Consider the following 14,089-nt stretch of genomic DNA (forward strand, 5'->3'; position numbering starts at 1 on the left):
AGCCCCGCCGCCTTCCGCAGCTCCCGAATCCGGTTTTCCATAGCTCACAGCCCCGCGCACCGCAGCAGCAGGCCGAAGGCCAGCAGGAAGACTACCAGCAGCGGGACATACAGCAGGAAGCTCCTGGCGCCGTCCCGGTCCCCGGCGCGCCATCTCCCCACCTGCAGGGCCAGAAAATACAGGAGATTCTGAAAGATCAACAGGTACATGGGCGCGGTGACGCGGCCGGTCTGGACGCAGTCCCAGATCCCCCATATAAACAGGGCCATCACCGTGAAGAACCAGGCCACCCGGATGGCGTTCAGGGAGAGGTGAAGTTCCATCTCATCCATGTTCCGAAAGAATTTCATAGAACTGCCTCCTTGCTTTGAATTGTCAAGTTCTTTTGACATTTTTAGAATAGTACGGCAGATGCGAAATGTCAATAGTGTTTTACATTTTTGCAAAGAGGATAGAAAAACGTCGGGGAACGCAGGCTGACCCTTGCACTTTTGGGCCTGAAATGGTACAATAATTGTCCGAAAATATCAGCAAGGGAGAGCGCTGCTTTTATGAAATTAGGAATCGTGGGTCTGCCCAATGTGGGCAAATCGACCCTGTTCAACGCCATCACCAACGCCGGCGCCGAGAGCGCCAACTATCCGTTCTGCACCATCGACCCCAACGTGGGCATGGTAGCGGTGCCGGACGAGCGGCTGGACAAGCTGGCGGAGATGTATCAGCCGGATAAGAAGACCCCGGCGGTCATCGAATTCGTGGACATCGCCGGACTGGTGAAGGGCGCCAGCAAGGGCGAGGGCCTGGGCAACAAGTTCCTGGCCAACATCCGGGAGACCGACGCCATCGTCCACGTGGTCCGCTGCTTTGACGACGAGAACGTCATTCACGTGGAGGGCAGCACGGACCCCAGGCGGGACATCGACATCATCAACATGGAGCTGGTGATGGCGGACCTGGAGATGGTCCAGCGCCGGGTGGAGAAGGCCACGAAAGCCCTGAAGGGCGACAAGAAGTTCCAGCATGAGGTGGACGTGTTCACCGCACTGCAGAAGCATCTGGACGGGGGCAATCTGGCCCGGACCTTTGCCTGTGACGAGGACGACGCGGCCCTGATCGCCACCTCCGACCTGCTGACCCTGAAGCCTGTGATCTACGCCGCCAACACCGACGAGGCGGGCTTCGCCGATCTGGAGCATAACCAGTACTACCAGCAGGTGAAGGCCATTGCCGACGCGGAGGACAGCCAGGTGCTGCCCATCTGCGCCAAGATGGAGCAGGACATCGCCGAGCTGGAGGGCGAGGAGAAGCTGATGTTTCTGGAGGAGCTGGGAGTGGAGGAGTCCGGCCTGGACCGGCTCATCAAGTGCTCCTACGCTCTGCTGGGCCTGATCTCCTTCCTGACCTACGGCAAGGACGAGTGCCGGGCCTGGACCATCAAGAAGGGCACCAAGGCCCCCCAAGCCGCCGGCAAGATCCACTCCGACATCGAGCGGGGCTTCATCCGGGCGGAGGTCATCGCATACGATGACATGATCGCCTGCGGCAGCGTCAACGCCGCCAAGGAGAAAGGGCTGCTCCGCAGCGAGGGCAAGGAGTATGTGGTTCAGGACGGAGACATGGTCTACTTCCGGTTCAACGTATGATGACGGAGGCGGAGAGACTGGCGGCCTATGACCGCATGTACGCCGACCTGCTGAAGGAACGGGACAAGGTCCTGGCGGACATGGACAAGCTCCGCGCCGCGGGAAGGAATCGGGGAACCACCTACCAGCAGCTGTTGGCCCAGAAGCTGACGGTTCAGAACCTGATCGGCCGGTTTGAGATCTACGGAATCAAAGAAGTGTGAGGGACAGGCAGGCGCAAATGCGCCTGCCTGTTTTGCCTGCGGAGAGGGATCTCCTGACGGCAGGCCGGTCCCATGGGCAAAAGGGACCGGGCGTCTGGCAGGACAGCATTCCATATAGCGGGCGGCCGTCCGCTGTCCGGCAGAAAAATTCCCAGGGGGAAACATTTCGGCCCGCCCCGGCGTATATAGGTTGAAAGCGCTTTTCAAACGAGAGAAAGGAGGCATTGCATGGAAGAGGCTGAAATCCTGCTGCGCAATGCCATGGAACACCACGGTGCCGCCGTCTACCGGCTGGCCCTGTGCCGGATGCAGAGCGTCCAGGACGCAGAGGACGTGTACCAGGACGTGTTTCTCCGGCTGCTGGGCCAGGAGGCATCTGCCTGGGACGGGGAGCATCTGCGGGCCTGGCTGCTGCGGTGCACGGTGAACCGGTGCCATGACCTGCACCGCTTCCGCCTGCGGCGTCCGGTGCTGGCGCTGGCGGACCTGCCGGAGACGGCCGCGGAAGCGGACAGCGGCGCCGCAGAGCTGTGGGACGCAGTGGCCCACCTGCCGGAAAAGCTGCGCGTCCCCATCCACCTGTATTATGCCGAGGGATATTCCACGGAGGAGATCGCCGGGCTGCTGGACATTCCGGCGGCCACAGTCCGCACCCGGCTCCGCCGGGCCCGAAAAAGACTCAAAGACCTGCTGGGAGGAGACGACCATGAAGAAGAACGACTATCAGAATTTGATGGAGCATATCCAGCCCCCCGCCGGGCTGAATGACCGGGTGCTGTCCGCCGCCCGGCAGACGGCGGGAGCGCAGAAGGAGACGACCGGCCCCAAACATCTGGCGCCCGGAAAGCGGCGCCCGGTGCTCCGGGCGGCAGTATGCGCCGCCTGTGCACTGGCGCTGGTGGTAGGTTCTGTAACGCTGGGGCCCATTGGCGGCGGAGAGCCCGGAGAGAGCGGCGCGCCGGTAACAGCCCTGCCCAGCTTCTCCTTCGGCCTGACGGCTTATGCCGCTGACACGGGGGAGCGTTACGAGGCGAACGCCAACGGGGGGCTGGCCTTCAGCACAGCCGGTCAAGTCTCCTGGTCTGCCGAGGGCGGCCACTACACCGGCTGTCTGTTCCAGGTGACCGGGGAGAACATTCGAACCATTTCCCTTGCCATTGACCGAGAGGCGCTGTACCGCAGCAGAACTCTGACCAACCTCTCCAGAGAAGAGGTGCAGAACTATCTCGATGCCGAGGCCAACGGCACGGAGTACCGGCTTTCCAGCGGCGAAGGAGTGATCCATGCCGTTTATGGCGAGGAGGAAGAGGGGCCCCTGACCATGGAGGTGGTGACGGATCTGGGCGCTGCCGTCACGGAGGGCTATGACCCGGAGGTGCGCTATGGATTCCTGATTCCGGACACCGGCGATATCGACTGGGACAGGGATCCCCGGGTGGCGAATCAGGAGAGCATCGACCGGATGGACGGCGCTCGGCTGACGGTGACGGTGACCTTCACTGACGGTTCGGAGCAGACCAAGACCTACACGCTGTCCACAGGGCGGCTGAAGGTGGAATATGACGCAAACAGCCCCGGCGGGATCCTCCTGCCCCAGCTGGCCGGTGATGAAGACCCGTGGCTCTACGGCGTCTATGCGGTGGATGAGACGGCCAGCCGTTTCCTCCAGTGGCCGGTGCAGGGAGCCAACACCATCAGCCTCTCCAACCCCTATGGTACCCCCCGGTGGCAGCCGGGCGGCAAGACCTGTGAAACTCACACCGGAATCGACATTGCCGCGCCGGAGGGCGAGGCAGTCCTGGCCGCAGCGGGCGGCACTGTGGTGGAGTCCGGCTATGACGTGGAGCGAGGCAATTATGTGGTGATCGACCACGGGGACGGCCTTTCTACCCTATATGGCCAGTGCCGGGACTTTACGGTGGAGGAGGGCGACACCGTCCGGGCCGGGGAGATGATCGGTGCCGTGGGGAAGACCGGCATGGCAACAGGGGCCCATCTCCACTTTGAGGTCCGCCAGGACGGAGAGCCCCAGAACCCGGTGGCCTATTTTGACAGCGACGTGCGGGACACCCTCCGCATGGGCTGACCGGTCCTCTGTGAAAAGAACAGTGAGCGCGGCGCGGAATTTGTTCCGCGCCGCGCTCGTTTTCGGCTGGGGTCAGGCCCGGGGCCTGCGGGCAGCCCGTCGGGCCTCCGCTTTTTTCTCCAGGTTGGAGACCACCAGGGCGCAGGCAGCGTCGCCCGTGATGTTCACCGTGGTGCGGCCCATGTCGAAGATGCGGTCCACGCCGATGACCAGGCCGATGCCTGCCACCGGCAGATTCACGCTCTCCAGCACCATGGTCAGCATCACCACGCCGGAGCCGGGGACACCCGCGGTTCCGATGGAGGCCAGGGTGGCGGTGAGCACAATGGTGATCATTTGGCCCAGGGTCAGGTCCACTCCGTAGCAGGTGGCGATGAACACGGCGCACACGCCCTGGTAGATGGCGGTGCCGTCCATGTTGATGGTGGCGCCCAGGGGCAGGACGAAGCTGGCGATGTCCCGCCGGGCGCCCAGCCGCTCCGTGCACTCCAGGTTCAAAGGCAGGGTGCCCACGGAGGAGGCAGAGGAGAACGCCATGGCCATGGCCGGGAACATCCCCTTGAAGAAGGCCAGCGGACTCACGCCGCCCAGGGCCTTTACCGTGGCAGAGTAGACGATGACGGCGTGGAGGAAGTACCCGATATAGGCGCACAGCAGCACCAGGCCCAGATTGCCCAGGATCTGGGGACCGTTTTCCGCCACCACCGGCAGGATCAGGCAGAACACGCCGATGGGGGAGAGGCGCAGGATGATGTCCATGACCTTCATGCAGACCTCTGTAAGGCTGTCCACCAGCGCCGCTGCGGGCCGTCCCTTCTCTCCGGCGGCCAGGATGCCGAAGCCGAACAGCAGCGCCGCCACGATCACCTGCAGCATGGAGGCGTTGGCAAAGGGGGCGATGATGTTGGAGGGGAAGATGTCCACCAGCGTGTCCATGAAGCCGGCGGTCTCACCGGGCTCAAAGGTGACGCCGGTGGGGTCGATGACCGTGAAGAAGCCCTTGAACAGGTTGGCCAGGAACATGGCCAGCACGATGGCCCCGGCAGTGGTGCAGGTATAATACACCAGCGTTTTGACGCCGATGGAACCCACCTTGCGGATATCGCTCATGGAGATGATGCCGGAGAGAATGGAGAAAAAGACGATGGGCACCACCACGAACTTCAGCAGGTTCAGGAAAATGGTGCCGAAGGGCTTGATATAGCTGACGGCAAAGGTGGGATTTCCCGTGAAGGCCATGCCGACCGCGATGCCTAGCCCCAGCGCCAGAAAGATTTGGAGGGAGAGAGGAATTTTTTTCTGCTTCATATACGCGCTCCTTTGCTTGGTGAACTGTTGTGCAGGGCCATTCGGCGGAAAGACCGCCCGAAATGGCCGAAAACTAATCTAGTATATCAAAAAAACTGGGACAGCACAACCCTCTTTTGCAACAGAGTGCCCATTTCCGCTGCTTAGAAACCTGATTTCAATTTCTGTTTATTTTGTCAGGAAGGCGGAGGGTATAGATACGATCCCGGCATGGATGGCAGAGATGGAGAAGAGAACCTGGCATCTCCACTGGGCGGCGTGGGAAAAGCGGCGGATCCGGGCTCGAACATTGACGGCCTGTAAAAGAGTCCCCCGGACAGAAAACGACCTCTCCCGATCCGGAGAGGCCGTTTGTTCAGTCATGGGCGTGAGGCAGGTTCCAGCGGAAGTGGGCGGAGAGGATGCGGACGGCGACCACAAGCGCACTGCCGCAGAGCATGGCGGCCATCTCTCCCGCCAGGGGCCAGAGGACCACGCAGGCCAGCGCCCCGGCCAGGGAGGCGGAGGCATAGACATGCTTGACGAAAATGTAGGGCGTGTCCCCGGCCAGCACGTCCCGCAGCACGCCGCCGCCCACGCCGGTAACCACGCCCACAAACACCAGCAGGAACAGGGTGGGGCGGGCCGCGTGTTCATAGGCAATGCGGATGCCCGCCACAGTGAAAATGCCAAGGCCCGCGGAGTCCATAATCAGCAGCACCAAGTCGTAGAGCCGCTGGTCCCACATGAGGAGCCGCCGGATGCGGGGCAGAAACAGCACCAGGGAGGTCAGCAGGGCCACCACGGCGTAGATGGGATCCTGGAAGGTGCCCGGCGGCGTGATGCCCAAGAGCAGGTCCCGGATGACGCCGCCGCCCACCGCGGTGGTGAGGCCCAGAATGCAGACGCCGAAAACGTCCATGTTCTTTTTCAGGCCGGTGATGGCGCCGGAGGCGGCAAAAGCGAGCGTCCCAACCAGCTCCAGGATCAGAAACAGCTGTTCCATGGCCGTCACCGGGCGTCCTGCCGGACCATCTCCATAAAGGCGGAGGCCGCGGCGGTGGGCGTCACGTCCCGCAGGGTGCACATGTCCACGCTGCGGGCAGGAATGGTGAAGTCGGTTTTCAGCAGGCGGATGTCCCCGCTGTCCAGGGCCTTCTGCACAAACTCCAGCGTCACACCGGCCACCCCCAGGCCGATCCGGGCCAGGGATACCAGAAGGCTCCGGGAGGAGAGCTCGATTTCCGGCGTCAGGGTGATGCCGCTTTGCAGAAAGTACTGCTCCAGAAACACCCGGCTGCTGGCCTTGCGCTCCAGCAGGATCAGGGGGAACTCCGCGATCTCCTGCCGGGTATACACGTGGTCGAAGTCACAGTCGTAGCCGCTGCCCGCCACAAAGACGGAGTGGGTGGCGAAGCAGGACCAGGTATGCAGCGCGGCGGGGTCCGTGGGGGAGGAGGCGAAGGCGATGTCCACAGCGCCGGATTTCAGCATGCTCAGCACCTTGGCGCTGCGGCCGCTGACAATCTTCAGCCGGATGCCCGGGTGCTGGCGGTGGAAGGCCTCCAAATATGGCGTCAGGAAAAAGCTGGTGACAGTGTCGCTGGCGCCGATAGTCAGGGTGCCCAGCAACAGCTGCTGGGCCTGGGACAGCTTGTCCTCCCCTGTGGCCAGCAGGCCCAGGGCGCTGCGGACATACTGGTAGAGCATCTGCCCCTCCCAGGTGAGGGAGACGCCCCGGGGACTGCGGGCGAACAGGCGGGCCTGGAGCGCCGTCTCCAGCTGCTTGATAGACTGGCTCACCGCCGACTGGGAGATGTAGAGGTTTTTTGCCGCCAGGGAGATGTTGCCCGTCTCCGCCACCTCTTTGAACACTCGGTACAGCTCCAGCTTGACCGCCATGGATCATCCCTCCAGCAATCAGAATTTCTTATAGTGTCCGGAATCATTATAAGGGATGACTGGAGGAAACGCAACGGCGGCGGAAAAATTTTCGGTTTTTCTTTGCAAGCGGGATGGTTTTTGGTATACTAACACATTAGATTGTAAAGACGGGAGGCGCGCTATGCTGTATCACATTCTGGCAGTGGGCGACGTGGTGATGGAGCCCGGCCTCCGCCATCTGGAGCGGCACCTGCGTCCCCTCCAGAAGTGGAAGGCCATCGACTTCACGGTGGTGAACGGCGAGAATGCCGCCGGAGTGGGGCTGACCCGCGACCAGGCGGAGCGGATCTACGACGCCGGTGCCGACGTGGTGACCTTGGGGAACCACGCCTTCGGCAAGAGCCAGATTGCGGATTTCCTGGAGGACGCGCCCTGGCTGCTGCGGCCCGCCAACTACACCGGCCGGGCCCCGGGTCGGGGCTGCGGTGTTTACGACCTGGGCGGCGTCCGGATCCGGGTGCTGAACCTGATCGGCCGGTGCGACCTGGCCTGGGGGGCGGACAACCCCTTCACGGCGGCGGACCGGCTGCTGGAGAGAGACGCGGCGGACTTCACCCTGGTGGACTTCCACGCGGAGGCAACCAGTGAGAAACTGGCCATGGGCTACTATCTGGACGGGCGGGTGTCCGCCCTGTGGGGGACCCATACCCACGTGCCCACCGCTGACGAGCGGGTGTGTCCCAGGGGCACGGGCTATATTACGGATTTGGGAATGACCGGGTCCATCGAGTCGGTGCTGGGCATCGACCCCCGGCAGTCCGTGGAGGGATTCCTGGGCGGCCTGCCGGGCCGCTACCGGGCGCCGGAGGGACCCGCCAAGCTCCAGGGGGCCATCTTCACGCTGGACAGCGCCACCGGACTGTGCACCGCCGTGGAGCGGATCGACGTACGGTGACCGGGACGATTTCAAACCGGCTGGTTAAAATTTCAGATAGAGAGGAACGAACCATCATGTCCATTGAAAAAGTCAGAGCACATTTCAAGCCCCTCGGCATCGAAGAGCGAATCCGGGAGTTCGATGTCTCCTCCGCCACGGTGGAGCTGGCGGCGGTGGCCGTGGGTGTGGAGGGCGCCCGCATTGCCAAGAGCCTCAGCTTCAAGGTGGAGGACAAGCCCATCATCATTGTGGTGGCGGGGGACGCCAAGGTGGACAACAGCCGCTACAAGGCCCAGTTCCACACCAAGGCCAAAATGCTGACCCATGAGGAGGCCCACGAGCTGATCGGCCACGACGTGGGCGGCGTGTGCCCCTTTGCCCTGCCGGAGGATGTGAAGGTGTACCTGGATGTGTCCATGAAGCGGTTCGAGACGGTGTTCCCCGCCGCAGGCAGCAGCAACAGCGCCGTGGAGATGACCTGCGACGAGCTGGAGCGGTACGCCTCCAACTTTGCCGCGTGGGTGGATGTGTGCAAGGGCTGGCGGCCCGAGGAGCAGGGATGATCCGGTTTCTGCACGGCGCGGACTTCCACCTGGACAGCGCCTTTGGCGCCCTGCCGCCCGGACAGGCGGCGGCCCGCCGCCGGGAGAGCCGGGAGCTGGCTCTCCGTCTGGCGGACTACGTGAAGGAACACGGCATCGATCTGGTGCTGCTGGCGGGGGATCTGTTCGACAGCGCCAGCCCCTTCCGGGAGACGGGGGAACAGCTGGCCGCCGCTCTGGGACAGATGCGGGCCAGGGTGTTCATCTCCCCCGGCAACCACGACTGGTACGGACCCGGCAGTCCCTGGGAGACGGTGGACTGGCCGGAGAATGTGTACGTATTCAAAGAGAACAGGCTCACGGCCGTGGAGGTGCCGGAGCGGAACTTGGTGATCCACGGGGCGGCATTCTCCGGCCCGGAACAGCCGGAGAGCCTGCTGGCGGGTTTCACCGCCCCGGCAGACGGAAAGTGTCACATCGGCCTGCTCCATGGGGAGCTGGACGGGGCGGAGGCGCGGTACGGCCCCATCCGCCGGGAAGAGGCGGCGGCCAGCGGCCTCTGCTATCTGGCACTGGGCCACGTCCACAAGCGGACGGCGCCCCTGACACTGGGGCGGACGGTCTGCGCCTGGCCCGGCTGTCCGGAGGGCCGGGGGTTCGACGAGCTGGGGGAGAAAGGTTTTTACGAGGGGACGATCTCCGACGGCGGAGAGGTCTCCCTGACCTTTGTGCCCTTTGCCCGGCACCGGTATGAGGTTTTAGAGGTGGACGTCACCGGAAAAGAGCCCCGGGCCGCCGTGGAGGCAGCTCTGCCGCCGGAGACGGCCGGGGACCTGTACCGCATCCTCCTCACCGGCGAGACCGGAGAGGGCGGCGCTGGCGCCGCGGCCATCCAGGAGGCGCTGGCGGACCGGTTTTACGCCCTGGAGGTCCGGGACCGCACCCGTATGGCGGAGGACCTGTGGCGGCGGGCGGAGGAGGACTCCCTCCGGGGCCTGTTTCTCCGGGAGCTGCGCCAGCGGCGGAAGCAGGCGGAGACGGAAGCGGAACGGGCGGAGATCGACCTGGCGGCCCGGTTCGGCCTGGCGGCGCTGGACCACCGGGATCTGGGGTGAGCGGAGGAGCGGATGAAATGAATGAGATGAAGAAGATTCTGCTGATCGGCACTGGCGGCACCATCGCCTCGGACGTGACGGACAGCGGCCTTGCGCCGGAGCTGACCACGGAGCAGCTGCTCTCCCATATTCCCGGGATCTCGGACATCTGCGGCGTGGACTGCCTCCAGCTGCTGAACCTGGACAGCACCAACATGACCCCGGCTCACTGGCTGGAGATCGCCGCCTGTATCCGGGACCACTACGGCTGCTATGACGGCTTTGTTATCACCCACGGCACGGACACCATGGCGTATACGGCGGCGGCCCTGAGCTATCTGATCCAGGGTAGTCCTAAGCCTATTGTGCTGACCGGCGCCCAGAGACCCATCGGATTTGATTCCACGGATTCCAAGACAAATCTGGCGGACGCCTTCCGCTGCGCGGCGGAGGACCTGCCGGGGGTCTCTATCGTGTTCAACAGCCGGGTGATCCTGGGGACCCGGGCCAAGAAGACCCGCTCCAAGAGCTTCCAGGCCTTTTCCAGCATCAATCACCCGGAGCTGGGCGTCCTGCGGGACGGCGTGCTGCTGCGGTACATCCGCCAGGACTGCCGGGAGGCCCCGGTGTTTTACGACCGCCTGGACCCGCGGGTGGCCCTGCTGAAGCTGGTGCCCGGCACCGGGCGGGATGCGGCGGACTTCCTGCTGGAGCGGAACGACGCCCTGATTATCGAGAGCTTCGGCGTGGGCGGCCTGCCGGAGGCGGGCGGCTTTTACGACTGCGTCCGCCGCTGGATGGAGGCGGGGCGGGTCGTCGTTCTCACCACCCAGGTGGAGAATGAGGGCAGCGACCTGGGGGTGTATCACGTGGGCTACCGCCTCAAAAGCGATCTGGGGGTGCTGGAGGCCTACGACATGACCACGGAGGCCGTGGTGGCCAAGCTCATGTGGATCCTGGGGCAGACCCGGCGGCGGGAGGAAGTGGAGCGGCTGTTCTACACACCGGTGGCCCGGGACATCCTCTGGCCCGGCCTGTAAAGACAGAGGGAACCGACGTCCGGAAAAAGGCAGGTTCCCCCACTTGACAAGGAAAAAGGCCCGTGATATATTTATTTTTACTGAAAAAAGCATTGAAAAGGACGCTGTCCGGGACTCGACAGCAGAGAGGGACCGCCGCTGGCTGAAAGCGGACCCCGCCAGAGCCCGGAACACAGCCACCGCCTTGGAGCCGCCCACCGATATGTAGGCTGGGACGGGACCTCCCGTTATAGAGGACACGAGCGGCATCCCTCCGGGGATGCAAGCAGGGTGGAACCGTGGAATACGATTTTGTATCCCACCCCTGATTTTTCAGGGGTGGGATTTTTGTTTTCTGCCCCTTGAACAAAAGGAGGATCAACCATGTCTGAAGAAGTGAAGAACAACGAGTTTACCTTTGAGAATCCGGCGTACCGCCAGACCTACTGGCACACCTGCTCCCACGTGATGGCCCAGGCCGTGAAGCGCCTGTGGCCGGAGGTGAAGCTGGCCATCGGCCCCTCCATCGACGAGGGCTGGTACTACGACCTGGACGCCCCCTTCGCCTTCACGCCGGAGCACCTGGAGAAGATCGAGGCAGAGATGCGGAAGATCTGCAAGGAGAAGCTGAAGCTGGAGCGGTTCGAACTGCCCCGGGAGGAGGCTTTGAAGTTCATGGAGGAGAAGGCAGAGCCCTACAAGGTGGAGCTTATCAACGACCTGCCCGCAGACGCCCATATCTCCTTCTACAAGCAGGGCGAGTTCACGGATCTCTGCGCCGGCCCCCATCTGGACTCCACCGGCCGCATCAAGGGCAACGCCCTCAAGCTCACCGCTTGCAACGCCGCCTACTGGCGGGGTGATTCCAACCGGGAGACCCTCCAGCGGATTTACGGCATCGCCTTCCCGAAGAAGGACGAGCTGGATGCCTACCTCCAGCGGATCGAAGAGGCTAAGAAGCGGGACCACCGGAAGCTGGGCCGGGAGCTGGGCCTGTTCATGCTGCGGGACGAGGGGCCTGGCTTCCCCTTCTTCCTGCCCAAGGGCATGACCTTGAAAAACACCCTGCTGGATTACTGGCGCCAGGTCCACAAGAAGTACGGCTATGTGGAGATCTCCACCCCCATCATCCTCAACCGTCAGCTGTGGGAGCGTTCCGGCCACTGGGACCACTATAAGCAGAACATGTACACCACTGTTATCGACGAAGAGGATTACGCCATCAAGCCCATGAACTGCCCCGGCGGCATGCTGGTCTACGCCAGCGAGCCTCACTCCTACCGGGAGCTGCCCCTGCGGGTGGGCGAGCTGGGCCTGGTACACCGGCACGAGCTGTCCGGTGCGCTCCACGGCCTGTTCCGGGTCCGCTGCTTCACCCAGGACGACGCCCACATCTTCATGACCCCGGACCAGATGAAGGACGTGATCCAGGAGACGGTCCGCCTGTTCGACGAAGTGTACTCCACCTTCGGCCTCAGCTACACCATTGAACTCAGCACCATGCCGGAGGATCACATCGGCACTGTGGAGGAGTGGGAGCATAACCAGGACATCCTGAAAAACGCTATCACCGACATGGGCAAGACCTTCGAGGTCAACGAGGGCGACGGCGCTTTCTATGGCCCCAAGCTGGACTTCCATCTGGCCGATTCCCTGGGCCGCACTTGGCAGTGCGGCACCATCCAGCTGGACAGCCAGCTGCCGGAGCGGTTTGAACTGGAGTACACCGGAGAGGACGGCCAGAAGCACCGCCCCGTCATGGTCCATCGGGTGGTTCTGGGCAGCGTGGAGCGGTTCATCGGCGTCATCACCGAGCACTTTGCCGGCGCGTTCCCGGTGTGGCTGAACCCGGTGCAGGTGAAGGTCCTGCCCATTACAGACCGCGCCCTGGAATACGCCGATCAGATCGCAAAGCAGCTGGATGCCGCCGGCTTCCGGGTGGAGGTGGACGGCCGCAACGAGAAGATCGGCAAGAAGATCCGGGAGGCCACCCTGGAGAAGATCCCCTATATGCTGGTAGTGGGCGACCGGGATATGGAAAACCAGACCGTCTCCGTCCGCCTGCGGACCGGTGAGGATCTGGGCGCCATGTCCGTGGCGGATTTTGCCGCCCGGCTGAAGCAGGACGTGGACACCAAGGCCATCTGGTAAAAATGCGTTCCCCTCACAGCGGCCCGGGGCCGAACCCGGACCGCTGTGTCCGATTCCGCAACGGGCGCTCCCGCATCCGGGCAGCGGAAAGATGGCGGGCATTTTCGGTGGTTCTGCACATTGCCGGGACCGCCCGGACGGTATACAATAGAAAAAACATCCGGCACTTTTTGCAGAGGAGGCGGCTATGAGTCAGGAGATTCACTATTTGGAGACCGGATCCCAGGACCCTTTTTACAATCTGGCGTTTGAAGAGACGGTACTCCGCAGCCGGCGGTCGGGGGAGTATCTGCTCCTGTGGCAGAACGACAACACCATCGTCATCGGGCAGAACCAGAACGCCGAGGGTGAGATCAACCGGGCCTTTGTGGAGGCCCATCAAATCCATGTGGTGCGCCGCACCACCGGCGGCGGCGCCGTGTACCATGATCTGGGCAACCTGAACTACTCCTTCATCACCGACGTGGGAGACGCGGAGCGGCTGACCATGGAGCGGTTCACCCGTCCCATTGTGGAGGCCTTGCAGGGATTGGGCCTGCAGGCGGAGGCCTCCGGCCGCAATGACATCCTGGTGGAGGGGCGGAAGGTGTCCGGCACAGCCCAGCGGCTGCTCCGCGGGCGCTTCCTGTATCATGGGACACTGCTGTTCGACGCCAACCCCGGCATGGTGTCCGGGGCGCTGAATGTGGACCCGGCAAAGTTCGAGTCCAAGAGTGCAAAATCCGTGCGCAGTCGGATCGGCAACATCCGGGAGTTCCTGAAGACGGATATGGATATGCCCGCCTTCTGGAGTTATCTGAAGAAAACATTGGCCGGCAGCGGTCTGGTGGAGGATCACCTGACAGATGAGGAACTGGCTGCTGTGGATGAGCTGAAGCGCACCAAGTACGACACCTGGGAGTGGAACTTCGGCCGTTCCCCCAAGTACAACCTGCGGAACAAGCGCCGCTGGGACGGCGGCACCCTGGAGCCCTGTGTGGAGGTGGACCAGGGGATCATCCGCCAGATCGTGTTCTACGGAGATTTTCTGGCTGTCAGCCCCATGGACGAGGTGACCGGCGCCCTGATGGGCACGCCATTCCGGCGGGAGGACGTGGGGGCGGTGCTGGACCGCTTCCCCCTTCGGGACTATTTCGGAACCATCACCCGGGACCAGGTGCTGGATACAATATTTTATGTGGACTGAGACAGCGTCCGCAGAATCAAAAAGAGAGACGCGCCCGGCGCGTCTCTCTTTTTGATT

Annotated in this window: 14 protein-coding genes; 10 read left to right on the forward strand and 4 right to left on the reverse strand. The window is 63.1% G+C overall.

Features of this window, described 5'->3' with window-relative positions:
- Positions 1–44 precede the first annotated feature (44 nt).
- Positions 45–350, reverse strand: coding sequence for a hypothetical protein (locus OCV80_RS04910; RefSeq protein WP_119310581.1), 306 nt, complete (start codon positions 348–350; stop codon positions 45–47).
- Positions 351–551: 201 nt separating this feature from the next.
- Here OCV80_RS04910 and ychF point away from each other — a divergent pair, with 201 nt between their 5' ends.
- The 4 genes from ychF to OCV80_RS04930 all read left to right on the forward strand — a co-directional run bounded on the left by ychF (position 552) and on the right by OCV80_RS04930 (position 3,932).
- Entirely contained in the window at positions 552–1,643 is a 1,092-nt protein-coding gene (gene ychF / locus OCV80_RS04915; RefSeq protein WP_136891480.1) for a redox-regulated ATPase YchF, read from the forward strand.
- Positions 1,640–1,846 (forward strand): hypothetical protein, encoded by a 207-nt coding sequence (locus OCV80_RS04920; protein WP_136891481.1) that lies wholly within the window; start codon positions 1,640–1,642, stop codon positions 1,844–1,846. Before ychF ends, OCV80_RS04920 begins: the two co-directional genes overlap by 4 nt.
- 228 nt (positions 1,847–2,074) lie before the next feature.
- On the forward strand, positions 2,075–2,614 hold the full coding sequence (locus OCV80_RS04925) for an RNA polymerase sigma factor (RefSeq protein WP_267288252.1): 540 nt from the start codon (positions 2,075–2,077) through the stop codon (positions 2,612–2,614).
- The gene (locus tag OCV80_RS04930) at positions 2,553–3,932 is read left to right on the forward strand and encodes a M23 family metallopeptidase (RefSeq protein WP_256264413.1); all 1,380 of its coding nucleotides are present in this window, start codon (positions 2,553–2,555) and stop codon (positions 3,930–3,932) included. Before OCV80_RS04925 ends, OCV80_RS04930 begins: the two co-directional genes overlap by 62 nt.
- Positions 3,933–4,004: 72 nt before the next feature.
- Here the strand turns inward: OCV80_RS04930 and OCV80_RS04935 are convergent, their stop codons facing one another.
- The 3 genes from OCV80_RS04935 to OCV80_RS04945 form a co-directional block, all read right to left on the reverse strand.
- Positions 4,005–5,240, reverse strand: coding sequence for a dicarboxylate/amino acid:cation symporter (locus OCV80_RS04935; protein ID WP_267288253.1), 1,236 nt, complete (start codon positions 5,238–5,240; stop codon positions 4,005–4,007).
- 355 nt (positions 5,241–5,595) lie between these two features.
- Positions 5,596–6,225, reverse strand: a complete 630-nt coding sequence (locus OCV80_RS04940; RefSeq protein WP_021749698.1) for a trimeric intracellular cation channel family protein — start codon at positions 6,223–6,225, stop codon at positions 5,596–5,598.
- A gap of 5 nt (positions 6,226–6,230) precedes the next feature.
- The gene (locus tag OCV80_RS04945; protein WP_021749699.1) at positions 6,231–7,121 is read right to left on the reverse strand and encodes a LysR family transcriptional regulator; all 891 of its coding nucleotides are present in this window, start codon (positions 7,119–7,121) and stop codon (positions 6,231–6,233) included.
- A 163-nt stretch (positions 7,122–7,284) separates the two neighbouring features.
- On the opposite strand from OCV80_RS04945, the gene OCV80_RS04950 reads away from it, so the two are divergent.
- From OCV80_RS04950 to OCV80_RS04975, 6 genes are all read left to right on the forward strand, one after another.
- A complete protein-coding gene (locus tag OCV80_RS04950; protein WP_119310586.1) occupies positions 7,285–8,058 on the forward strand; it encodes a TIGR00282 family metallophosphoesterase in 774 nt (257 codons plus the stop codon).
- A 56-nt stretch (positions 8,059–8,114) separates the two neighbouring features.
- A complete protein-coding gene (locus OCV80_RS04955; RefSeq protein ID WP_136891484.1) occupies positions 8,115–8,603 on the forward strand; it encodes a YbaK/EbsC family protein in 489 nt (162 codons plus the stop codon).
- The gene (locus OCV80_RS04960; protein ID WP_136891485.1) at positions 8,600–9,697 is read left to right on the forward strand and encodes a metallophosphoesterase family protein; all 1,098 of its coding nucleotides are present in this window, start codon (positions 8,600–8,602) and stop codon (positions 9,695–9,697) included. Before OCV80_RS04955 ends, OCV80_RS04960 begins: the two co-directional genes overlap by 4 nt.
- Positions 9,698–9,714: 17 nt before the next feature.
- The gene (locus tag OCV80_RS04965) at positions 9,715–10,716 is read left to right on the forward strand and encodes an asparaginase (protein WP_021749703.1); all 1,002 of its coding nucleotides are present in this window, start codon (positions 9,715–9,717) and stop codon (positions 10,714–10,716) included.
- Between the two features lie 363 nt (positions 10,717–11,079).
- Positions 11,080–12,846, forward strand: coding sequence for a threonine--tRNA ligase (gene thrS / locus OCV80_RS04970; RefSeq protein ID WP_021749704.1), 1,767 nt, complete (start codon positions 11,080–11,082; stop codon positions 12,844–12,846).
- 187 nt (positions 12,847–13,033) lie between these two features.
- Positions 13,034–14,032 (forward strand): lipoate--protein ligase, encoded by a 999-nt coding sequence (locus tag OCV80_RS04975; RefSeq protein WP_051319960.1) that lies wholly within the window; start codon positions 13,034–13,036, stop codon positions 14,030–14,032.
- Positions 14,033–14,089 lie beyond the last annotated feature (57 nt).

Origin of the sequence: Oscillibacter acetigenes, from assembly GCF_025567605.1 — a bacterium.
Taxonomy (GTDB): domain Bacteria; phylum Bacillota; class Clostridia; order Oscillospirales; family Oscillospiraceae; genus Oscillibacter; species Oscillibacter welbionis.

Coding starts and splice junctions, on each gene's coding strand:
- OCV80_RS04910 (WP_119310581.1), bottom strand. CDS start 350: ATGAAATTCTTTCGGAACATGGATGAGATGGAACTTCACCTCTCCCTG.
- ychF (WP_136891480.1), top strand. CDS start 552: ATGAAATTAGGAATCGTGGGTCTGCCCAATGTGGGCAAATCGACCCTG.
- OCV80_RS04920 (WP_136891481.1), top strand. CDS start 1,640: ATGATGACGGAGGCGGAGAGACTGGCGGCCTATGACCGCATGTACGCC.
- OCV80_RS04925 (WP_267288252.1), top strand. CDS start 2,075: ATGGAAGAGGCTGAAATCCTGCTGCGCAATGCCATGGAACACCACGGT.
- OCV80_RS04930 (WP_256264413.1), top strand. CDS start 2,553: ATGAAGAAGAACGACTATCAGAATTTGATGGAGCATATCCAGCCCCCC.
- OCV80_RS04935 (WP_267288253.1), bottom strand. CDS start 5,240: ATGAAGCAGAAAAAAATTCCTCTCTCCCTCCAAATCTTTCTGGCGCTG.
- OCV80_RS04940 (WP_021749698.1), bottom strand. CDS start 6,225: ATGGAACAGCTGTTTCTGATCCTGGAGCTGGTTGGGACGCTCGCTTTT.
- OCV80_RS04945 (WP_021749699.1), bottom strand. CDS start 7,121: ATGGCGGTCAAGCTGGAGCTGTACCGAGTGTTCAAAGAGGTGGCGGAG.
- OCV80_RS04950 (WP_119310586.1), top strand. CDS start 7,285: ATGCTGTATCACATTCTGGCAGTGGGCGACGTGGTGATGGAGCCCGGC.
- OCV80_RS04955 (WP_136891484.1), top strand. CDS start 8,115: ATGTCCATTGAAAAAGTCAGAGCACATTTCAAGCCCCTCGGCATCGAA.
- OCV80_RS04960 (WP_136891485.1), top strand. CDS start 8,600: ATGATCCGGTTTCTGCACGGCGCGGACTTCCACCTGGACAGCGCCTTT.
- OCV80_RS04965 (WP_021749703.1), top strand. CDS start 9,715: ATGAATGAGATGAAGAAGATTCTGCTGATCGGCACTGGCGGCACCATC.
- thrS (WP_021749704.1), top strand. CDS start 11,080: ATGTCTGAAGAAGTGAAGAACAACGAGTTTACCTTTGAGAATCCGGCG.
- OCV80_RS04975 (WP_051319960.1), top strand. CDS start 13,034: ATGAGTCAGGAGATTCACTATTTGGAGACCGGATCCCAGGACCCTTTT.